This is a genomic window from Robinsoniella sp. (genome assembly GCF_034124845.1).
Map to the genome: position 1 here is coordinate 1 of NZ_JAWYAJ010000293.1, position 22,190 is coordinate 22,190.

The window sequence follows — 22,190 nt, forward strand, 5'->3', positions numbered from 1 at the left end:
ACCCTGCAAAATCTTTGTATCTAATCCTTCTGGCTTGTCATCCACAAATTCCTTAGCCTGAGCGATTTCAAGGGCGCGGTATATTTCTTCATCGGATGCGTCCTTTTTCCCCCACTTCATATTGTCCCGAATGGTGCCTGCAAACAAAACTGCATTCTGGGGAACCACGCCTACCTTACTGCGAAGCTGCCCAAAGGGATAGTCTTTTACATTCACGCCATCCATCTTTACTGCCCCTTCTCTTACATCATAAAAGCGGGGAATCAGGTTAACCAGCGTACTTTTACCAGACCCGGTACCGCCGATAATTCCGATGGTCTGTCCAGCCTTTGCCGCAAAAGACAGGTTTGTCAGGGAATCCTTATTCCCCTTATACGCAAAACAAACATTGTCAAAAACTACTTTTGGTGCGCCTTCTTCCTGCAAAACCGGTGTATCTCCCTCTTTCATATCCGACTTCTGTTCAAACACATCATTGATTCTGATCGCAGACGCAGAGGCTTTTGTAAAGGATATGATGAGACTAGCCAGGGCTACAAGTGCCAGCAGAATCTGTGACATGTAATTAATCAATGCAATCAGTTCTCCCTGGGTTATAATACCGCTATAAACCGTTTTTCCGCCAAACCACAGCACGATAATGATTGCGGCATTCACCACTACATAGGTGATTGGATTTAGCAGCGCAGAAATCCTGCCCACCAGAAGCTGGATTCCCATGAGCTGGCTGCTCTCCCGGTCAAAATCCTCTATTTCTTCTTTCTGCCTGGAAAATGCACGGATCACTCTTGCACCGGTGAGGTTTTCACGGGTAATCAGCAGGACTTTATCCAGCTTGTTCTGAACCTTCTTATAAATAGGAATGCTGATCATCATTATCCCGTAGATCACAATCGACAGAACCGGCACCAGTACAACGAAAATCCATGCCAGCTTCACATTGATGGTAAATGCCATGATTACAGCTCCCAACACAATAAAAGGGGATCTGAGAAACAGGCGCAATACCAGATTGACACCTGCCTGCGCCTGATTAATGTCACTTGTAATTCTGGTTACCAGAGTAGACGTACCTATGGTGTCCAGCTCAGTATAGGACAGGCCATTGATGTGGCTAAACAAATCCTTCCTAAGTTCCGTACCAAACCCGGTCGCCGCCTTAGCTGCAAAATACTGAGCGGTCAGGGAACAGGTCAGCCCCAGGACTCCAAACCCAATCAGCACCGCTCCCATTTTCAATATGTACGGAAGATCTGCATTTTTGATTCCAATGTCAATAATTCTCGCCATAACAAGCGGTACCAAAAGTTCGAAACACGCTTCCAGAAGCTTAAACAGCGGTCCGATAATACTTTCCTTTTCATAGCCTTTCAGATATTTTATTAGTTTACGCATTGGTGTACTCCATATCTCCTTCATTTTAAAAATTATAGAACTGATCAAAAAGCAGTTCATCCATTCACAGTTGCAAGCAAAAAACTATGTAAATTCCCTTGCTTAAGGAACTGTTACAAAATATATTCAATTATACAACGTTTTGAGAAATCTGTATAGGTCGTTTCGGGTAACTGTGTATTTTGCTAAAAAATCATTTCTTTATTGACCAAACTTCAGAATTCTGTCATTGACAGCCTGTTTACGGACATTTATAATAAAATGGTAAAGAATTTTACGTAAACCACACATGTAGAAAAATCAGGAGCGAACCATGAATTTATCATCATTAGATGCTAATCTTCGTAATTTAACAAAAAAAGAACAAGAATATCAACAGGGAATCCGAAGCCATTTCTGGTCACAATTTCCCACAGAAATCCGTGGCGGAAAAACAATATATAAAATCTTCATTAACCGCAGCCGTGAAAATGACATCTGCGCAATCCCCAACAGCCTTTTCGTGCGCAAGCATTCCAGGTTCCAGGCCTGTCCCCTGCACATTCACAAATGGATAGAAATTAACTATATGTATTCCGGCACCTGCGCCCAGATCATAAATGAAGAAACACTTATTTTAAAAGAAAACCAGGTGATTTTCATAGACTCGGACACTCCTCATTCTGTAGGGAAAATCGGAGAAAATGATATCATGATCAGTCTTTTAATCGACAAAAACTATCTGAATATGAATTTTTTCAGCCGCCTTGCAAAAGGAAGCATTCTTTCTCAATTTTTCATTGACACCATCGTTGAAAATACCAGCGACATACACTATATTTTGTTCCACTCTCAAAAGAGCCGGCGCATCCCAATATTTTTCCGTGAATTTCTGTGCGAATGTTATGATCCCTCACTGAATTCCACCGATATGCTCAAGAGCCTTTTTAACCTGATCCTGTCTGAACTGATCAATGTATATGAAAATGATCTGGGTAAATGCGAGCGCAAAGGCCTGAAAGGTACCATCATCCCCATACTCCGTTACATAGAAGGAAACTTCAGAACCTGTTCTCTGGAGTCTACCGCTGCATTTTTCAACTTAAATGCCAACTACCTGACTACCCTGCTCAAACAAAACACAGGTTATTCTTATAAAGAACTGGTTCAGATGCAGCGTTTTAAAAGTTCCGAAAAACTGCTGGCGAACACCAATACTCCGGTAAGCGTGATCGCTAATCAGGTAGGCTACGAAAATGTTAGCTTCTTTTATAAAAAATTCAAGGAAGCCTATGGCTGTTCCCCGAAAGAATATCGGATGAATCACCGCAGATAAAAATTTTTCCCAGAGCATGTCTGAAAATTGATTTCTGTCGAGCGTCCAGCATGCTCCACCCCAGGGTTCCCTCCATGCTGAGTAAACCAGCTTTATATCAACGAGTGCTTTCCATAACTTAGTTCTACACAAAAAAAGATAGCCATGGATTTTACCATCGCTATCTTTTATATATCGCCTGTTGGCAGCTAATCATTTACTCTAATTTCGCCGTTTATTTTTCGGTTGCCTTTTCAGTAGCTTTTTCGGTTCCTTTTTCAGAACCTGCTTCTGTGGTTCCTTCTTTATCAGTTTCCTTCTCTGTTGCTTTTTCTGTAGCAGCTTCGGTTACTCTTGCCTCTTCATTTGTTACTTTTGCATTTTCTAACAGGAATTCCACTACTTTATCCTGAATCAGGCTTAATTCGATGATGTCTTTTCCATACTGTTTCAGGAATTCATCTTCATTTTCAAAACCATAATCCTTGCTGTATTTTGTAAGTCCCTCTTTGTATTCCTGATCAGAGATCGTGATTTTTTCTTTTTCAGCAATTGCTTTTAGCAGCATTTCCTGTACTAATCCCTGTTTTACAGTTTCCTCAGCCTTTTTCATGAAATCGTCTTCGGACATCTGCATATTAGCCTGAAGGAATTCTTCTAAGGACTGGTCAGACTGTTTTGCATAGGATTCGTAGTATGTCTTCATGCTCTGTACATTCTGGTCTACTAATTCCTTCGGATAATCATTTATTTTGGAATTGCTGTAAACTTGAGAAATCAGGTCATTAATTTCTGCTGTCTTCTGGCTCTGTGCTTTCTGCTGCATCAGGGTTGACTTCACTTGTTCTTTGTATTCATCCACTGTCTTGGCATCTGAAATCTGTTTTACCAGATCATCTGTTATTTCTGGCATTCTCTTGATAGAATTTACCGTTACGCTGAACACAACATCTTTCCCCTGTAAATCTTCTTTTGGGTAGGTTTCGGGGAACTTCAGGTTCAGATCTTTGCTCTCCCCTGATTTTACTCCGATTAATCCTTCTTCAAATCCTTCGATAAAAGCATTGGATCCAATGGTTAATTCATATCCCTTATCCGTTGCTCCATCTACTGCTTCTCCGTCTACTTTACCTTCAAAATCAATATTTACAATATCGCCATCCTGAACCGTTCCATCTTTTAATTCTTCCATCTTGTTCTGCTGGGTTACGGTACTCTTGATCTGCTCATTGATTTCATCATCGGTTACTTCTTCTGTCTCCAGTGTAACTTCCAGGCCTTTATATTCTCCCAGTGTTACATAATCCAAAGCTTCATATTTTGCACGCTCTGTCTGTTTCTGTGTCTCAGAAGTTGCTTCTGTTGCACTTTCAGAGGTTTTCTCCGTTCCGTCTGCTGTCTCAGATGCTTTCTCACTTCCGGCTTCTGTTGCAGCGGATGTCGCCTCTGTTGCAGCCTGTGTTGTGGTTTCTGCTGTCTTGTTATCGCTCGAGCAGCCTGCTGCCAAAACACTCAGGCTTAATAATAATGCAACTACAATTTTTTTCTTCATAAAATAAATATCCTCTCTGATTTTACGCCGTTAATGTTCCGGCTCTTTCATTTCCTTGCTAATATAAACAACTACATTTGCGGGACAGGCGTAGGTCTGGACTTATCAAATACGGAATTCGCATCAAATAAATCACTTACCAGTTCCGGATTATAATACATTCTGTATCCATCCAGGTTTCTTCTGCCCTGACGCATGAAGTTATCACCAAACTGTACCCAGTACTGGGATGAATCTACATTACAGTAGATATCAAATCCAACACTCTTCAAATACTCGAATTTGCCGTCTGTATTCTCGGCTGTATATCCTTCTACCGGTCCGATATCCTGGCCAAAAGCAAAAATGATAATGTTTGTAGGCCCCAATATCGGCTCTACATAATCCAACCATTTCTGTGTGTCTACTTTCAGCTTGTCCAGAGTAATCGTACCAACCGGCTGATGTCCCCAGGTATGGCTTGCAAATGTCCATCCATTTGCCTTCATAGCCTCTGCTACCTTCGTTGCATCTGCCACATCCTGATCATAATTGAAATCCGGGTGTTTGTCCAGCCATACTTTCTGATCTGTATCTAAACTCTCTGGATCTCTGGTCTTGTACACAATATCCGTACGATATCCAAACACACCATTATATCCTGTCATTGCCAGTGTTCCTTTTGCTCCGCGATAGGAAAAATCAGGATGCTCTTTTACAAATTGATCTATTAACGGCACCATGTCATCGTTCCCGATCGTCACCGAACCATCGTCTTCCGTATAAGAAGTTTTTACTTCCCCATTTTCATCAACAACCAGTTTATCAGCCATACCATAGCCTTCCTGGTAATGATAATAGCTCACATCATCCTGTGAAAGAACAAATGGCTTTTTATCAGGTGGCAGCATAATCTTGCCTTTTACGAGGTTTCCATTCTCATCAAATGTAGCCATATCGGAAAGCTTCACCATTACATATCCCTTTTCATACATGGACTGTGTAATTTTGTTAAACTCTTCTATTGTTGTCATTACCTGATTAATACCGCCGGAAGTGTGGTCGCCAGGTCCGAATGCCCGCTTCGTGTCTTTCACCAGTGAATGGTAAAATATGTGGGTTACTTCTTCCAGTGGATATTCCACACAGGTTGCCTTTGTTGCTTCATATCCGGATACCTTAGACTGCAGCGCAGAATCATTAGCATATCCTGCTGAATTCTTTAATAAGTCAATGGCTGCATCGTAATCATACATTGCTGCAAGCCTGTCCGCTTTCGCTACCAGGTCTTCCTCCGGTGCTTCCGTTACTTTTTGTGTCTCGGACTGATTAGTTTCACTTGCTCCTGTTTGACTTTCCGTCTGCTTATTTCCAGAAGTTGAAGTTCCGTTCGAATTTTTCTTTTTGTCAAATACACCCTTTATTAAAAAGAAACAAAGCGCCGCAATAATCAATACTAATACTGCAATAACAATTTTCCCCATCAGCACTTGTTTTTTGCGTTTTGCTTTTCTGGCTTCTGCCCGATTATCTTTTCCGTTTGTCTCCATTCTTTTCCTCCCTCAATGTATTGTAAAATCCACCAGTCCTCATATTTTATGCGGACTGCATCTGTTATATTATAGCATATTCCCCACCAAAATCTACCTCAAAATAGTTTTTTAAGAAAAAATAAAGAAATATTGCACTTTTAAGGAAAGAATGGTAGAATGTAACAAGGTGTGAAAATCTATTTGATTCAACCGATTCTACTTTATTCAGGAGGGTAACCTATGTCAACTTTTTTAACTGTTCTGCTGATCATTTTAGCAGTTCTGGTCGTATTATTGGGCGTCCTGTACTTCTTTGGGCGGAAAGCACAGAAAAAACAAGCCATTCAACAAGAACAGATGGAGGCAGCCAAACAAACGGTATCCATGCTGATTATCGATAAAAAGCGGCTAAAAATAAAAGAGTCCGGCCTTCCGCAAATGGTAATTGACCAGACCCCGCGTCTTATGCGCGGATCCAAGCTTCCCATCGTGAAAGCGAAAGTCGGCCCTAAGATCATGACTCTTGTATGTGATGCTAAGATCTACGATTTGGTTCCGATTAAAAAGGAAGTAAAAGCCGTAGTAAGCGGTATCTATATTACCGAAGTAAAAGGTGTTCGCGGTCCTTTGGAAATTCCACAGAAAAAGCAAAACTGGTTCCAGAAGGCGAAAAGCAAAATTTCAGGAAACAAAACCAAGGACAACGATAAAAAGAAAAAATAAGCATCTACATATTAAGAACCGGTCAGAATGTATTATTTCATTCTGACCGGTTCTTTATTCATATCCAGTACAGCATTGCTAAAATCAAGAACCCCGCGGCGAGCAGCGGGGTTCTTGATCTCCATATTTGTATCTTGCAAATATCCTAATTTCCCATTAACTGAAAACTCTTATTGTCCATAGACTTAATATTCATATTGATGCAGCAGTCAGCCAGATGTTCATAATTCACTTCCAGTGCGTAGTCTACTTTCACATCAATATTGTCATCGGACGTATCCACATGAATGTTGGTAGCGGAAATCCCAATAAGCAGATTGCCAAACGGTGTATCGTAATATGTCATATTTTTCTTATTCTGTTCAAACACCATATGTACATTGGTCAGTCCGCGCTTTGTCACTTCCAGCCCGTCATCTTTTAATTTAATCAGATTCTGGATTTTTCCTTCCATGCCTTCCATAACTTCTTCGTAGCTGATATAATGTTTTCCGTCTTTCTGCAGATACTTCGCGGCAGTCACAACCTCCACCGGATCTTCACCACTCGTTTCCAATGTCTGCATTCCTTTGATACTTATTAACACTTCTCCCGTCATCGTATCCACCTTAAAATTCTTCTATATTGATTTGTTTTGTAGTTTCAATATCATAGGGTAAAATAGAATTGGCAAACTGTTTGAATTTGTCAGCCGCATCACTTACAAAAAACTGATACGGCGTCTCATCCGCACCATAGCCCTCTGTGTTGGCAATTCCCTGTTTCAGCAATAATTCTTTCAGTCCCCGTGCTGTCTCGTAAGCCGGATTAACAAGTGTTACCCGGTCCCCCATAATGGTTCCGATCGTGGACCGGATCAGCGGATAATGGGTACATCCCAGGATCAGCGTATCGATATCCTGTTCTTTTAACTCCGCCAGATAGCGGTTCGCTATTTCCACAGTTACCGGATCCTTTAACAGTCCCTCTTCCACTAGCGGTACAAACAGCGGACAGGCTTTTCCGATTACCTGAACCCCGGGATTCTGTCCACAGATAAAATCCCGGTACATATGGCTGTGTACCGTTCCTTCTGTACCGATAACGCCGATCTTTCCATTTCTGGTGGTCTCACACGCTACCATGGCACCCGGCTTTACTACTCCGATAATGGGAATGTCCAGTTCTTTCTGCACTTCTTCCAACGCAAATGCACTTGCCGTATTACAGGCAATGACGATTGCCTTCACTTCCTGTGTCTGCAGAAAACGTATAATCTGTCTGGAATACTTTAAAATGGTATCTTTTGATTTACTGCCATAAGGTACACGCGCGGTATCGCCAAAATAGACGATCCTCTCCTGTGGGCTGTTGCGCATAACCTCTCTGGCAACGGTCAAACCTCCTACTCCTGAGTCAAATATGCCAATTGGTTTCTGGTTTATATTATTCATTATTATTTCCTCAATCTGATTTTTAAAGCTTATCTTCCACTATTCTACTAGCAATCTTTCAATAATTCAAGTGCTGAATTGCCCTCACTCCGGTAAAATGCCATTTTCTCAGGAAAAAATCTCTGGTTTCCCATCTATAAATGCAAAATAAGCCTTTATTTCACTTAAAAATTCTGCCTTTCCGTTTGTTCCCTCCGTAATTTCCCCTTTCAGATCCGCTAATTCCTCTGCCGGAACGATGGCTTTCACCATTACCACATCCGTATATTCCGAATCCAGTATGGCAATTTTTCTCTGCCCCAACAGATACTGTATCTTCCCGATGCCATTATAATCCGTTTTTATTTCTAAAATACATCCATGCTGTTTTGTAATGACGATGCTCTTCCCCAGCCCTTCCTGGACTGCTTTTGAATAAGCCCTTACAAGGCCCCCTGTTCCTAACAGCGTGCCGCCAAAATATCTGGTTACAATGACAAGCGCATTGTGGATTTCCTCACCCAGCAAAACATCCAGCATAGGTTTTCCCGCTGTTCCGCCGGGTTCGCCGTCATCGCTGCATCTTTGTATTTCCTGATTTTCCCCTAAAACGAAGGCAAAACAATTGTGGGATGCATTCCAGTATTTTTTCTTCGCTGCCGCAATGAATTCCTGTGCTTCCTCTTCACTGCTCACAGGGTAGACTGTGGCGATAAACCGGGATTTCTTTTCTACAATCTCTCCTTCGCCGCCCAGATATACTATTTTCAGATTTTTCATAACATTTTATCCTTTTCTTATTTCTTCGAATTATCCTTTTTTATTTCTGCGAATCATCTTTTCCTGCTTCTGCGGTATTTCTCAATTTACAAACTCACCGGAGTATCCTTTGGAAAATGCCTTTCTGGCTAATAGCAGATGGCGGAAATGAATTTTCAAACAGCCTGCAATGTAATGAATACAAATTTCTCTTTGGGTACATTATAAGATAAGAAGCCCATTTTCACAATCTATATATTTTATGAAGAACTTAAAAAATAATGAACTTGTTACTTCACCCTTTATTTCACCTGCTTTATTTGTTATAATACATAGACCAGTGGAAATTCTGTAAGTCTATGGAAATGAATTCCGCTGTTGTATTAAGGAGGCCGTGCCTATGAATTATGGAAAAAAAGAGATTTCCAAAAAACAAAAAGAACAGACTTCTGCGAAGGTGGGCAAAAAAATTGGTTTCACTTTTGTTAAAGTATTGCTGATATGTTTCGTTGCTCTGATCGTTGGTGGGACATGCATTGGATTTGGCCTGATCAACGGACTGATTAAAAATGCGCCTGATATATCGGGTATGAGCGTAGCGCCTACCCAGGCGGCGACTTACATCTACGATACCGACGGAAATCCCATTCAGAAGCTGACTGCACCGGATTCCAACCGAACTCCGGTTACCATTGATAAAATCCCCATCGACCTGCAGCACGCCGTGGTTGCTGTAGAAGATGAACGTTTCTATGAACATAACGGAATTGATGTCCGCGGTATTATCCGTGCATTTGTTGTAGGAGTCAGCAGCGGAAACTTTTCCGAAGGAGCCAGTACCATTACCCAGCAGTTGTTAAAGAACAATGTATTTCCGGACTGGGTCAATGAATCTTCCCTTGCGGAACGGTTTAAGCGTAAGTTCCAGGAACAGTACCTGGCACTGCAGCTGGAGAAAAGCCTTACAAAGGATCAAATACTGGAGGATTATTTAAATACCATTAACCTGGGAGCCGGTGCTTATGGCGTTCAGGCTGCAGCACACCGGTACTTTAACAAAGATGTGTCGGAGCTGACACTGTCTGAAAGTACTGTTATCGCCGGAATTACCCAGAACCCCACCGGTTATAATCCCATTCTGTATCCGGAAGAAAATGCAAAGAGACGTGTCAAAGTGCTAAATCACATGCTGGAACAGGGATACATTGACCAGACGCAGTATGATGAAGCACTGAACGATGACGTCTATTCCAGAATCCAGGAAACGGATGTGGAAACTGGCGAAACATCTATCTACAGCTATTATGAAGACGCCCTGATTGAACAGGCTATGGATGACCTGATGGAAATTAAGGGCTATACACAGAACCAGGCTTATAAAGCGCTGTATTCAGGAGGCTTAAAAGTCTTCTCCAATCAGGACAAAAATATACAGCAGATCTGTGATGAAGAATTTGCGAATCCCGCCAATTTTCCATCCGGAACATTAATTGGTCTTGATTACGCATTGACTCTGGAATCCGCTGACGGGGAGGCTTCTTTCTATAGCAGCGACACGATGAGAGAATATTTTGAAGCACAGGATGCATCCTTTAATATGATGTTCCCTGATTCCGATACGGCGAATTCCTATGCTGCACAGTATAAGCAGGCAGTGATGAAGTCCGGCGATACCGTGCTTTCGGAACGGATCTCCCTGATTCCACAGCCTCAGGCATCCGTGGTAATCATTGACCAGAGCACCGGTTTTGTGAAGGCCATTGTGGGCGGACGCGGAACGAAGGAAGCCAGCCTGACATTAAACCGCGCTACTTCCACCCGAAGACAGCCAGGTTCCACCTTTAAGCCCATTACCGCTTATGGTCCGGCAATTGACCGGGGAGGTATGACGCTTGCCACTGTATTTGACAATGCACCTTATAACTATACCAACGGACCGGAAGTTCGAAATTGGGACAGTGATTATGGATACAGCGGACTGGAAACCATTCGCTCTGCCATTACCAAATCCGTCAATGTCGTAGCCGTGAAATGCCTGACGGAGATATCTCCTCAGACCGGTTTGGACTATGCCGAAAAATTTGGCATTACCACACTTTACAACCACGATGTAAATTCCAACGGCGATGTATTGACAGATGCCAACCAGCCTCTGGCATTGGGCGGTGTCCGTGACGGCGTGGTAAACCTGGAATTAACAGGTGCTTATGCCGCAATCGCTAATAAAGGACAGTATATAGAACCTAAATTTTATTCAAAAATTGTGGATCTGGAGGGTAATATCGTCATAGATAACACCACACCTGTCAGTTCCAGTGCCGTTAAAGAATCCACCGCATTCCTGCTGACAAGTGCCATGGAAGACGTTATTAAAAAACCGGAGGGTACCGCTTATGGAACCATTAACCTTGGCGATATGCCGGTAGCCGGCAAATCAGGTACCACAGATGATACCAAGGATATCTGGTTTGAAGGATATACACCATATTATACCTGCGGTATCTGGGGCGGATATGACAATAATGAAGCCCTGCCGGACGGAGATATCTACCACTCCTACAGTAAGGTACTCTGGAATGCCATTATGCAGAGAATCCATCAGGATCTTCCGGTGAAAGAATTTGAACAGCCTGAGGATATTGTATCGGCATCTGTTTGTAAGAAATCCGGAAAACTGGCAATACCTGGTGTCTGCAGCGCAGATCCAAGAGGCTCCCAGGTATACACCGAATATTTTGTAAGAGGTACACAGCCGGTTGCTGACTGTGATGTACACGTAGCAGTCAAGATCTGTTCCAAGACAGGCTTAAAAGCTACCAACACCTGTGAGGCAGTAACTAAGGTCTTTGTTCAAAGGCCCACCGGCAGTGAAGGAACAACCGATGACTCCGCATATGCACCGCCAAGCGGCACCTGCAGCGGACATACTATATTGGATAAATTATCTGACTTGCTAAAAGGTGACAAAGATAAAAATAAAAAAGAATCCGAGACTTCACCGGACGCAGAAGAAAATAAACCGCAGAATCCGGAAGATGCCAACAAGCCGTCATATCCCGGAACCAATCCTGGCGATACCACAGGTGAGGGTAACGGTGAAGGAACCGGCGAAGGAAACGGAACTGGCAACGGAACCACAACTCCCGGAGATCAGAATAACGGAAATGGCGGCCAGACCACTCCATCCTATCCGGGAGGGAATAACAATGGGGACGGGGTAATAGATGCTCCGCCGCAGTAAAATGACAGTCACCGTTATTGCAATGTAAAAACTAAACATGCTAAAACAATTCATTATAGCTGCTAAATAACCGGAGAAGAAATCATAACAAACTGATTTCTTCTCCGGTTTTATACAGCATTATTATCTTGACCTTCCCCCACAGGGTATCCTTTATACTATCTCTACCGAACAAATCAAATACCAGGAAAGGATACTTTTATGAAAAAAATAATCTCCAATTTTACCCCGAACGGCGGGAAGCACTGCATCACTAATGCCCTGAAACAGATCTTTCACTATTATGGATATCCCCTGTCTGAAGAAATGCTCTTTGGACTGGGCTGCGGCATTTCATTTTGTTATCTCAATCAGTCCTCTTCCCCTATGGTGAACGGGCGTTCCAAACCCTTTATCTTTGAAGAAATTCTGGCAAACCGTATGAATATCACAATCCGCTGCCGCAAGTCAAAGGACAGTGTCACAGCGTTTGCGGCTGCCAGACAATCCATTGACCGGAACCACCCCGTTTTCATTTATGCAGATATGCCCTATTTAAAATATTTAAATCTGGAAGAAGACTATCATTTTGGCGGACATGCTGTCGTACTATTTGGATATGACGACGATCAGAATAATTTCTATATCAGTGACCGTGACAGCTGTGATCATCCGATCCGTACCCCCAAAGGCACAATAGGCCGGGATTATCACCTGGTTTCCTATGAAGAGGTGGCAAATGCCCGTTCCAGCTGTCACCGTCCCTTTCCTGCACACAATAAATATCTGGACTTTGATTTTGCAAATATCCAAGTTGTTTCACAGGAAATGATACTGGATGCAGTTCGTGAGAATAGCATTAGCATGTTAAATGCCCCCGCGCATTTACTAGGATTAAACGGAATAGAAAAGTTTGCAAAAGAAGTTTTGAAATGGAAAAATTTTGACCCCGGGAAAAGAAAAAGAGCGGGTACTACCAATTATTTTATGATCAACGAAGATGGCGGTACCGGGGGCGGTCTTTTCCGGAACATGTATGGCTGCTTTTTAATTGAAGCTTCGGAGCAGACCGGATTGCAACGTTTTGCTGAAATAGGGGAACGATTTTTATCTGTTGGGGATTTATGGGATAGTATTGCTGATCGTTTGTGGAGATTGTCTGAAACGGGCGATATTGAATTACTGCCTGTCATATCCGATACCGCACGAACCATCCACACTCTGGAAACAGCGCTTTTTCAGGAGCTTTTAAATAAGACATCTAATATTTGAGGAAATAAACATATTAATATGAAAGCTTGAACTGTAGATTCAATCCATCTGGATGGCTGCATTTTCCAATAAATATCACCGCAAAAAGACCACATCTCCTCTGAATATGTACCCTGTCTGTAAACAGGAAGTGCTATTCTATCAGAGGTTCTGTGGTCTATTTTATTTATATATTAATTAGTGGAATCCGTATTACAGGATCATCTTAGCTGCGCCAAAGATTCCTGCATCGTTTCCAAGTTCAGCAAGTGCAAATACCGCTTCTTTGCAGGCACTGAATGCATATGTCCTATAGTTTTTACGGATATACTCCAGTAAAATATCTCCGGCTTTTGATACGCCGCCGCCAATAACGAAGACTTCCGGATCAACTACACCTGCGATTACAGACAGGGCACTGCCCAGGTATTTACCAAAGCTTTCTGCGATTTCCATTGCTACTTTATCGCCGGCTTTTACGGCATCAAAAACGGATTTTGCGGATACTTCCCCTTCACGCAGTACAGATGGTTCTGCATCAGCAGCCAGACGTGCATTTGCCAGTCTCACGATACCGGTTGCGGACGCTACCTGCTCCAGACAGCCCTTATTGCCGCAGTTACAGGCTTCTTCCATACTGTCCTCTACATGAACATGACCGATTTCTCCGCCTGCTCCGTGTGAACCGGTAACAATCTGTCCGTTAATGATGATTCCGCCGCCTACACCTGTGCCAAGGGTAACCATGACTACGTTGTGGTAGCCTGCACCGCCGCCTTTCCACATCTCACCAAGTGCTGCAACATTGGCATCGTTTCCGGCTTTTACGGGAAGACCAATCAGTTTTTCCATCTCTTCAACCAGCTTTACATATCCCCAGTGAAGATTTACCGCACACAGGATGTCCCCTTCTTCGTTAACCGGTCCCGGTACGCCGATTCCAACGCCGGCAATCTCTTCTTTTTTCAGCTGTTTTTCTGATATTTTAAGATTAATAGCCTCTGCTACATCCGGAATAATGTTCTTGCCGTTCTCTTCAGTTCTTGTTTTAATCTCCCATTTGTCCAGGACTTCCCCTTTTACATCAAAGAGACCGCATTTTACAGATGTACCGCCAATATCAATTCCAAAACAATATTTCTTCATAATCCTTTATTCTCCTTCTGGTCCGCGTCTTTTTGCCAGGCTGTTCTGCACGCGGTTATATAATTCCTGCGCAGCATTATAACCCATCTTTTTCTGTCTGTGGTTAACTGCCGCTGATTCTACGATTACCGCCAGGTTTCTGCCCGGACGAATCGGCAATGAATGACAAACCACCTGATTACCAAGGAATTCTGTATACTCCTCTTCTAATCCGAGCCTGTCGTATTCTTTTTCTCTGTCCCATTCCTCCAGTTTAATTACCAGATCAATGGACTGTGTATTTTTAACACTTTCCACACCAAACAATGTTTTTACATCGATGATGCCAATACCGCGAAGTTCGATAAAATGCCTGGTAATATCCGGCGCCGAACCAATGATTGTCTCATCACTCACCTTACGGATCTCAACAACGTCATCCGATACAAGACGGTGACCTCTTTTAATCAGCTCTAATGCAGCCTCGCTCTTACCGATACCGCTCTCGCCCATAATCAGGACACCTTCGCCATAAACGTCCACCAGAACGCCGTGTATGGAAATACAGGGAGCCAGTTCTACATTCAGCCAGCGGATAATTTCCGCCATAAAGGACGATGTGGTCTTCCTGGTAGTAAAAATAGGAACATTGTATTTATTCGCCAGTTCCATCATATCTGCATCCGGCTCTGTCCTTGTTGTGTATACGATACATGGGATCTTGCTGGAAATAAACTGCTCATATATAGGAAGCTTCTTTTCTCTGTCTAAATGCTCCAGATAGGTATATTCCACATATCCGATAATCTGTACGCGATCAGAATCAAAATGATCAAAATATCCCGTCAGCTGTAACGCAGGACGGTTAATATCCGGGAGGGTAATTTTAATAGCAGACATATCTACATCCGGAGTCATATTCTTTAAATCCAGTTTCTCAACCAACTTGCTTAAAGCTACACTTGCCATATCTCTTCTCCTTCAAAATTTAATTAATATGTTAATATTATCATAATTATGCCGGAACATCAATGAAAGAAATCATACACTTTTTTTGCACTATTTGCATTCATGGATGGTGCCTTGGCAAGTTCTTCCTGAGATGCATCCCTAATGGCTTCCAGTGACTTAAATGTCCGCATCAGCGCTTTTCTTCTGGCTGGTCCAATTCCGTCAATGTCATCCAAAATGGAATGCACCTGCTGTTTGCTTCTGAGAGACCGGTGATATTCGATTGCAAATCGGTGGGCTTCATCCTGGATTCTGGTAATCAGCCGAAAACCTTCTGAGGATTTTTCGATGGGAATTTCTTCATTGTTAAAAAACAAGCCCCTGGTTCTGTGGTTATCATCTTTGACCATGCCGCAGACCGGAATATTCAGCTTCAGATGATCCATCACACGCAGTGCCACATTCACCTGTCCCTTACCACCATCCATCATGATGAGATCGGGAAATCTGCTGAAACTGCTGAATTCTTTCTCCTGCTTCGCTTCTTCCAGCTCCGCAAGACCGTGGCTGTATCTTCTGGTAAGTACCTCTTCCATGCTGGCATAATCATCCGGTCCCTTTACCGACTGGATTTTGAACTTACGGTAATCGCTTCGCTTTGGTTTCCCCTTTTCATATACGATCATAGATCCTACGGACTCAAAACCACTGATATTGGAAATATCAAAAGCCTCCACGCGAACTACATTTTCCAGATTCAGCAATCCGGCAATCTCTTTCATCGCGCCAATGGTACGTCCCTCTTCCCGCTTGATCTTTTCTTTATCCTGGCTTAAAACCAGCTCTGCATTTCTTGCCGCCAATTCTACCAGTTTTTCCTTCGTGCCTTTCTTGGGAACTCTGATATGTACCCGCTGTCCCCTTTTCTTGGAAAGCCACTGTTCGATTACTTCGCAGTCTTCCACTTCTTCCTGGATCATCAGCTCCTTGGGTATAAAAGGCGTCCCTGCATAAAACTGTTTGATAAAACTGTCCAAAACCATGCCCTTAGTATCGTGGGGCGCAACTCTCAGATAGAAATGGTCTCTGCCAATCAAACGGCCAGACCGCACAAAGAACACCTGCACAACGGCGTCCGTATCATCGGAAGCCATGGCAATAATATCCTTATCTTCCCCATCGCTCATGGTGATCTTCTGCTTCTGGGCGATCTGCTTCACACTGTTCAGCAGTTCCCTCTGCTCAATTGCCGCTTCAAAATCCATTTTTTCAGAAGCATCCTGCATTCTCTGCTCCAGCATTTTAATCACCGGATCATAATTTCCATCCAGAAAGGCAATGGCTTCGTGCACCTGGCTGCGGTATTCTTCCTTTGATACATATCCCTGGCAGGGACCGTTGCACTGTTTGATATGGTAATTCAGGCAGGGCCTCTCATTTCCAATATCCCTTGGCAGATTTCTGTTGCAGGTACGCAGCTTGTACAGTTTATTAATCAGCTCAATGGTATCCTTAATCGCTCCCGCACTGGTATAAGGACCAAAATACTTACACTTGTCCTTCTTCATAAGCCGGGCAAATAATACCCTTGGATATTCCTCCTGGACCGTTACCTTGATAAAAGGATAGGACTTATCGTCTTTTAGCATGGTATTGTACTTTGGTCTGTGTTCCTTGATGAGATTACACTCCAAAACCAGTGCTTCCAGCTCAGAATCCGTAATAATATATTCAAAACGGCGGATTTTCGTTACCATCTGCTCGATTTTAGCCCCTTTATTTCTGCTGCTTTGAAAATACTGCCGAACCCGGTTCTTAAGGCTGATCGCCTTTCCTACATAAATAATGGCATCCTTTGCATCATGCATAATATATACACCCGGCTTAGCCGGTAATTTCTTAAGTTCCTCCTGGATATCGAACAACGATACCACCTCCTTTTCTAAAAAAATACAGCAAATCTGTTATTCACAAATTTACTGTATTTTCAAACACACTCAATAACATAATTCAAAACACTTATTCACATACCGGACTGTTTTTCGTATTACTGTCCACATTATTCACATTCCGTGCTGTTTTTCGTATTACTGTCCACATTATCCACATGCCGGACTGTTTTATTCCGGTCTTCCATTTTCCTTGGCAACTGCCTGGGAAGCGGTTTCGGAAACTGCATCGGTAATTGTATTAGATTTTTCAGAGACGATTTCAGAGGCTACTGCACCAGCTTCTGCTGCCTGAACAGCATTGTCGTCACCTGCTTCCAGCTGGGGCTGGCTGCTTCCTTCGATTGCTTCTGCAGAAGCACCTTCCAGGGCTGCCTTTTCCTCTGCTTCCACTTCATGGAAGATCTTCATAAACTCTTTACCGGTAATTGTTTCCTTTTCTATCAGGAATGCCGCAATCTTATCCAGTGCTATTCGATGTTCGCTGAGCAGACGCTTCGCCTCTACATAGGAATCCTTGATCACTTTCATTACTTCACGGTCAACCTCGGCTGCTGTTCTGTCGCTGCAGTTCAGCATGGTTCTGCCTTCCAGATACTGATTCTCAGGACTTTCAATTCCCATCATTCCAAAGGTTTCTGACATACCATACTGGGTAATCATGGCTCTGGTAAGCTTGGTCGCCTGTTCAATATCATTAGCCGCACCGGTTGTAACACTGTTGAATACCAGTTCTTCGGCTGCACGCCCTGCTACAAATTCAATAATCTTAGCACGAATCTCGCCTTCTGAATTCAGGAATTTTTCTTCTTCCGGAACATTCATTACATAGCCAAGAGCTCCCATTGTCCTTGGAACAATGGTGATCTTCTGCACCGGCTCGGAATCCTTCTGCAGAGCACTCACTAATGCATGGCCTACTTCATGATAGGATACAATTCTGCGCTCTTCTTTGCTGAGAATCTTATTCTTCTTTTCCTTACCGACTAATACTACTTCTACAGACTCAAATAAATCAGTCTGGGAAACTACATTTCTGCCCTTCTTAACTGCCAGAATTGCAGCCTCATTAATCATATTGGCAAGATCGGAACCAACTGCTCCTGAAGTAGCAAGTGCAATGGCTTCCAGATCAACGGTATCATCCAGAAGAACATTCTTGGAATGTACTTTCAGAATATCCACACGGCCTTTCAGATCCGGCTTATCTACTACGACACGTCTGTCAAAACGGCCCGGACGCAGAAGCGCCTGATCCAGAACTTCCGGACGGTTGGTAGCTGCCAGAATCAGCAAGCCCTTGGAAGTGTCAAAACCATCCATTTCCGCAAGCAGCTGGTTTAAGGTCTGCTCACGTTCATCGTTTCCACCGCCGTAGCGGCTGTCACGGCTCTTACCGATTGCATCAATTTCATCGATAAATATAATACAGGGTGCATTCTTTTTTGCTTCTTCGAATAAATCACGGACACGGGATGCACCCACACCCACAAACATTTCCACAAAGTCGGAACCGGATAAGGAAAAGAACGGTGCATGGGCTTCTCCGGCAACTGCCTTTGCAAGAAGGGTTTTACCTGTTCCGGGAGGTCCTACTAAAAGAGCGCCCTTTGGTAGCTTGGCACCAATTTTTGTATATTTCCCGGGATTTTCCAGAAAATCCACTACTTCCTGTAAGGATTCCTTGGCTTCATCCTGTCCTGCAACATCACGGAACGTAACTCCTGTTTCCTTCTGTACATATACTTTTGCCTTGCTCTTGCCAACGCCTCCCATCATGCCGCCGCCCTTGGACATTTTTCTTAAGAAAAATCCAAGTACAACCCAGATTAGAATCAGCGGAATCGCAATGCTTAAAATATTATAGAGAATTGCAGATGTCATGTCCGGAATCGCTCCATTAAAATCCACACCTGCTGCAATTAATTTTTCTGTCAGGTTCGGGTCAGGTACAACGCCGGTATAATACGTCATCGTCACCCCTGGGAATGGCTGTTCCTTAGGAGTTATTACAATCTTACTGGACTGTATGTCAACCCTTTTGACTTCTTTCTTCTCTACCATTTCCATAAATTTGTTATATGTGATTTCTTTTTCGGTAGAATTCTTCAGCATATTATTGAAAATACTCATACCGACCAGGGCTATCAGTGTTACTACTAAAAATATCATGATCGTCTGCCCATTTTTAGACGGCTTGCCATTATTATTATTGGATCCGTTATTCGGTCCATTTCCTGGCTGTTGATTATTATCCATCATCTTCCTCCTCGTGATACGTCCTCTCTATTATAAAGATACTTCACACAGAAATCAATATCGAGTTTGTGAAAAAGCCCTCATAATTCTTAAACTTTTATAAAAATCCTCAAAAAATGACTGGCATAACTCTGATACTTTGTAGTATACTAATTCAGTAAAGAATCATACCATAAAATTTAGGATCGGTGAACCAATGAAAATAGGATTTGATAACGAGAAATACTTACAGATGCAATCTGAGCATATCAGAAAAAGAATCAGCCAGTTTGGCAACAAACTCTATCTGGAGTTCGGTGGAAAACTCTTTGATGATTTTCACGCAGCCAGAGTTCTTCCAGGATTTGCACCGGACAGCAAACTGCGCATGCTGATGCAGCTCTCCGACCAGGCAGAAATTGTAATCGTCATCAGCGCCGGTGACATTGAAAAGAATAAGGTCCGTGGTGATCTGGGTATCACTTATGATACTGACGTTCTCCGACTGATCGACGCATTCGAAGAAAAAGGACTCTATGTGGGAAGTGTTGTCATTACCCAGTACTCCGGTCAGAACAGTGCTGAACTTTTTAAAACCAGGCTGGAAAAATTAGGACGCAAAGTGTATGTACACTATGCAATCGAGGGTTATCCAAGCAATATTCCGTTAATCGTAAGCGATAACGGCTATGGCAAAAACGAATATATTGAAACCACAAGACCTCTGGTCGTAATCACGGCACCGGGCCCTGGAAGCGGAAAAATGGCAACCTGCCTCTCTCAGCTCTATCACGAACAAAAGCATGGCATCCGCGCCGGTTATGCCAAATTTGAGACCTTCCCCATCTGGAATATCCCCCTGAAACATCCGGTAAATCTGGCTTATGAAGCAGCCACAGCAGATTTAAACGATGTGAATATGATTGACCCCTTCCATCTGGAAGCTTATGATGAAAAAGCCGTAAATTATAACCGGGATGTAGAAATCTTTCCTGTTCTGGGCGCAATTTTTGAGCGTATTTTTGGAGAATGCCCTTATAAATCCCCTACTGACATGGGTGTAAATATGGCGGGTAATTGTATCTTTGATGACGACGCCTGCAAAGATGCTTCCAACCAGGAGATTCTGCGCCGCTATTATTACGCACTGAACGGACTAGCAGAAGGTACCAAGCAGGAAGAAGAAGTATTTAAAATTGAGCTGATTATGAAACAGGCTCATTTGACCGTTACAGACCGCAAGGTAGTACAGGTTGCCCTGGACCGCGCGGAAGCTACCGGTGCCCCTGCTGCTGCCCTGGAACTGGCTGACGGCAGAATGGTAACCGGAAAAACTTCGGACCTTTTAGGAGCGTCTGCTGCCCTGCTTCTGAATGCCCTGAAGGAACTTGCCGGAATAGATCACAAGGCTCATGTAATTTCACCGGAAGCCATTGAACCCATCCAGACGTTGAAGACTGCGTATTTGGGCAGTAAAAATCCAAGGCTCCATACGGATGAAATACTGATCGCCCTTTCTATCTCTGCCGCAACCAGTGCGAAAGCAAAGCTGGCACTTTCGCAGCTCCCCAAGCTTTCCGGATGCCAGGCGCATACGTCTGTTATGCTGTCCATGGTAGATATCAAGCAGTTTAAACGGCTTTCCGTTCAGCTGACTTCAGAACCCGTATATGAGGACAAGCGTATTTACCACTAAATTATACCATGCTGCACGAATCTATTGCCTCCCTTAGCAAATACGCCTGGAGGCAATCACGCAGCGATTAGTAAATATTCATATACTGCGTCTATCCACACCAGGAAATCAAAACCGTTCTGTATAAACCCAGAATTTACCTTTATGATATTAAACAAATATTTGCGCCAAATAAATGAATCTTTGTTTATTTGGCGCAAATTTTATTTTTTTGTAAAAATCACTGTATTTATGAACTTCAAAGGTGTATAATTCTTTCGTTATTTTTTGAAGAGCACGAGAGCCGGTTTGAAAATTTACGCACACCATTTTCAGGCACAGGCAAGAAAACAGGAGGAAAATTATGCCAGTAAAGTATGTATTTGTAACAGGCGGAGTAGTATCCGGCTTGGGTAAAGGCATCACTGCCGCTTCACTGGGCCGCTTACTGAAAGCCCGGGGATACAAGGTAACCATGCAGAAGTTCGACCCCTACATCAACATTGATCCCGGAACCATGAATCCGATCCAGCACGGCGAAGTATTTGTTACCGATGACGGTGCCGAAACAGATTTAGACCTGGGACACTATGAGCGTTTCATTGATGAAAGTCTTGACAAAAACTCTAATGTGACCACCGGTAAGATTTACTGGTCCGTATTGCAGAAAGAACGACGCGGTGATTTCGGCGGAGGTACTGTACAGGTGATCCCCCACATCACAAATGAGATTAAGAACCGTTTTTACCGGAATTTCACTTCCGATGAAACCAGAATTGCCATTATAGAAGTCGGCGGTACGGTAGGAGACATTGAAAGCCAGCCTTTCCTGGAATCCATAAGACAGTTCCAGCACGACGTAGGACGGGAAAACGCAATTCTGATTCACGTAACCTTAATCCCTTACCTGAAAGCTTCGGGAGAAATGAAAACCAAACCCACCCAGGCAAGTGTAAAAGAATTACAGGGTATGGGGATTCGCCCGGATATCATCGTCTGCCGTTCCGAATTGCCCTTGGAACAAGGAATCAAAGATAAAATAGCACTATTCTGTAACGTCCCTAATCATCACGTCCTTCAAAATCTGGATGTGGAATATCTCTATGAAGCACCTCTTGCAATGGAGCAGGAGCAT

At 43.2% G+C, this 22,190-nt stretch carries 16 protein-coding genes; 6 read left to right on the forward strand and 10 right to left on the reverse strand.

Annotated elements, in window-relative coordinates; all coding sequences use genetic code 11:
• On the reverse strand, positions 1-1,395 hold a 1,395-nt coding region (locus ACH2DQ_RS14495), incomplete at its 3' end, for an ABC transporter ATP-binding protein (RefSeq protein ID WP_395027226.1).
• 313 nt (positions 1,396-1,708) lie between these two features.
• Here ACH2DQ_RS14495 and ACH2DQ_RS14500 point away from each other — a divergent pair.
• Complete coding sequence (locus ACH2DQ_RS14500) at positions 1,709-2,710, forward strand: AraC family transcriptional regulator (RefSeq protein WP_394913828.1); 1,002 nt, start codon at positions 1,709-1,711, stop codon at positions 2,708-2,710.
• 214 nt (positions 2,711-2,924) lie between these two features.
• Here ACH2DQ_RS14500 and tig read toward each other — a convergent pair whose 3' ends face one another.
• Both tig and ACH2DQ_RS14510 read right to left on the reverse strand, forming a co-directional pair.
• A complete protein-coding gene (gene tig, locus ACH2DQ_RS14505) occupies positions 2,925-4,241 on the reverse strand; it encodes a trigger factor (protein ID WP_394913827.1) in 1,317 nt (438 codons plus the stop codon).
• A 71-nt stretch (positions 4,242-4,312) separates the two neighbouring features.
• Positions 4,313-5,770, reverse strand: coding sequence for a polysaccharide deacetylase (locus ACH2DQ_RS14510; RefSeq protein ID WP_394913826.1), 1,458 nt, complete (start codon positions 5,768-5,770; stop codon positions 4,313-4,315).
• Between the two features lie 222 nt (positions 5,771-5,992).
• Between ACH2DQ_RS14510 and ACH2DQ_RS14515 the strand changes: the two genes are divergently transcribed.
• Positions 5,993-6,475, forward strand: a complete 483-nt coding sequence (locus ACH2DQ_RS14515) for a hypothetical protein (protein WP_394913825.1) — start codon at positions 5,993-5,995, stop codon at positions 6,473-6,475.
• Positions 6,476-6,620: 145 nt separating this feature from the next.
• On the opposite strand, the gene ACH2DQ_RS14520 is transcribed toward ACH2DQ_RS14515, so the two are convergent.
• From ACH2DQ_RS14520 to ACH2DQ_RS14530, 3 genes are all read right to left on the reverse strand, one after another.
• Entirely contained in the window at positions 6,621-7,073 is a 453-nt protein-coding gene (locus ACH2DQ_RS14520; RefSeq protein WP_394913824.1) for a DUF1934 domain-containing protein, read from the reverse strand.
• A gap of 10 nt (positions 7,074-7,083) precedes the next feature.
• Positions 7,084-7,908 carry a glutamate racemase gene (gene murI / locus ACH2DQ_RS14525; RefSeq protein ID WP_394913823.1) on the reverse strand — a complete coding sequence of 275 codons (825 nt, stop codon included), beginning with the start codon at positions 7,906-7,908 and terminating at the stop codon, positions 7,084-7,086.
• 108 nt (positions 7,909-8,016) lie between these two features.
• Positions 8,017-8,667: a YigZ family protein gene (locus tag ACH2DQ_RS14530; protein ID WP_394913822.1), complete on the reverse strand. Its 651-nt coding sequence runs from the start codon at positions 8,665-8,667 to the stop codon at positions 8,017-8,019.
• A gap of 379 nt (positions 8,668-9,046) precedes the next feature.
• On the opposite strand from ACH2DQ_RS14530, the gene ACH2DQ_RS14535 reads away from it, so the two are divergent.
• Positions 9,047-11,887 carry a transglycosylase domain-containing protein gene (locus tag ACH2DQ_RS14535; protein WP_394913821.1) on the forward strand — a complete coding sequence of 947 codons (2,841 nt, stop codon included), beginning with the start codon at positions 9,047-9,049 and terminating at the stop codon, positions 11,885-11,887.
• Positions 11,888-12,088: 201 nt separating this feature from the next.
• The gene (locus tag ACH2DQ_RS14540) at positions 12,089-13,138 is read left to right on the forward strand and encodes a BtrH N-terminal domain-containing protein (protein ID WP_394913820.1); all 1,050 of its coding nucleotides are present in this window, start codon (positions 12,089-12,091) and stop codon (positions 13,136-13,138) included.
• Between the two features lie 192 nt (positions 13,139-13,330).
• On the opposite strand, the gene ACH2DQ_RS14545 is transcribed toward ACH2DQ_RS14540, so the two are convergent.
• The 4 genes from ACH2DQ_RS14545 to ftsH all read right to left on the reverse strand — a co-directional run bounded on the left by ACH2DQ_RS14545 (position 13,331) and on the right by ftsH (position 19,401).
• A complete protein-coding gene (locus ACH2DQ_RS14545; protein WP_394913819.1) occupies positions 13,331-14,263 on the reverse strand; it encodes an ROK family glucokinase in 933 nt (310 codons plus the stop codon).
• A gap of 6 nt (positions 14,264-14,269) precedes the next feature.
• The gene (gene hprK, locus ACH2DQ_RS14550; RefSeq protein WP_027293254.1) at positions 14,270-15,211 is read right to left on the reverse strand and encodes an HPr(Ser) kinase/phosphatase; all 942 of its coding nucleotides are present in this window, start codon (positions 15,209-15,211) and stop codon (positions 14,270-14,272) included.
• A 59-nt stretch (positions 15,212-15,270) separates the two neighbouring features.
• Positions 15,271-17,118, reverse strand: a complete 1,848-nt coding sequence (gene uvrC / locus ACH2DQ_RS14555; RefSeq protein ID WP_394913818.1) for an excinuclease ABC subunit UvrC — start codon at positions 17,116-17,118, stop codon at positions 15,271-15,273.
• A 195-nt stretch (positions 17,119-17,313) separates the two neighbouring features.
• Positions 17,314-19,401 (reverse strand): ATP-dependent zinc metalloprotease FtsH, encoded by a 2,088-nt coding sequence (gene ftsH / locus ACH2DQ_RS14560; RefSeq protein WP_394913817.1) that lies wholly within the window; start codon positions 19,399-19,401, stop codon positions 17,314-17,316.
• 196 nt (positions 19,402-19,597) lie between these two features.
• Here ftsH and ACH2DQ_RS14565 point away from each other — a divergent pair, with 196 nt between their 5' ends.
• Positions 19,598-21,076 carry a DUF1846 domain-containing protein gene (locus ACH2DQ_RS14565; RefSeq protein ID WP_394913816.1) on the forward strand — a complete coding sequence of 493 codons (1,479 nt, stop codon included), beginning with the start codon at positions 19,598-19,600 and terminating at the stop codon, positions 21,074-21,076.
• A 343-nt stretch (positions 21,077-21,419) separates the two neighbouring features.
• Positions 21,420-22,190, forward strand: a 771-nt coding sequence (locus tag ACH2DQ_RS14570) for a CTP synthase (RefSeq protein ID WP_395027232.1), incomplete at its 3' end; no start/stop codon positions are given.

Bases quoted from the DNA above. Each gene is read 5' to 3' on its own strand.
- hprK (WP_027293254.1), bottom strand. From the start codon at position 15,211: ATGGCAAGTGTAGCTTTAAGCAAGTTGGTTGAGAAACTGGATTTAAAG.
- murI (WP_394913823.1), bottom strand. From the start codon at position 7,908: ATGAATAATATAAACCAGAAACCAATTGGCATATTTGACTCAGGAGTA.
- ACH2DQ_RS14535 (WP_394913821.1), top strand. From the start codon at position 9,047: ATGAATTATGGAAAAAAAGAGATTTCCAAAAAACAAAAAGAACAGACT.
- ACH2DQ_RS14510 (WP_394913826.1), bottom strand. From the start codon at position 5,770: ATGGAGACAAACGGAAAAGATAATCGGGCAGAAGCCAGAAAAGCAAAA.
- ACH2DQ_RS14500 (WP_394913828.1), top strand. From the start codon at position 1,709: ATGAATTTATCATCATTAGATGCTAATCTTCGTAATTTAACAAAAAAA.
- tig (WP_394913827.1), bottom strand. From the start codon at position 4,241: ATGAAGAAAAAAATTGTAGTTGCATTATTATTAAGCCTGAGTGTTTTG.
- ACH2DQ_RS14520 (WP_394913824.1), bottom strand. From the start codon at position 7,073: ATGACGGGAGAAGTGTTAATAAGTATCAAAGGAATGCAGACATTGGAA.
- ACH2DQ_RS14530 (WP_394913822.1), bottom strand. From the start codon at position 8,667: ATGAAAAATCTGAAAATAGTATATCTGGGCGGCGAAGGAGAGATTGTA.
- ACH2DQ_RS14540 (WP_394913820.1), top strand. From the start codon at position 12,089: ATGAAAAAAATAATCTCCAATTTTACCCCGAACGGCGGGAAGCACTGC.
- ftsH (WP_394913817.1), bottom strand. From the start codon at position 19,401: ATGGATAATAATCAACAGCCAGGAAATGGACCGAATAACGGATCCAAT.
- ACH2DQ_RS14545 (WP_394913819.1), bottom strand. From the start codon at position 14,263: ATGAAGAAATATTGTTTTGGAATTGATATTGGCGGTACATCTGTAAAA.
- ACH2DQ_RS14565 (WP_394913816.1), top strand. From the start codon at position 19,598: ATGAAAATAGGATTTGATAACGAGAAATACTTACAGATGCAATCTGAG.
- ACH2DQ_RS14515 (WP_394913825.1), top strand. From the start codon at position 5,993: ATGTCAACTTTTTTAACTGTTCTGCTGATCATTTTAGCAGTTCTGGTC.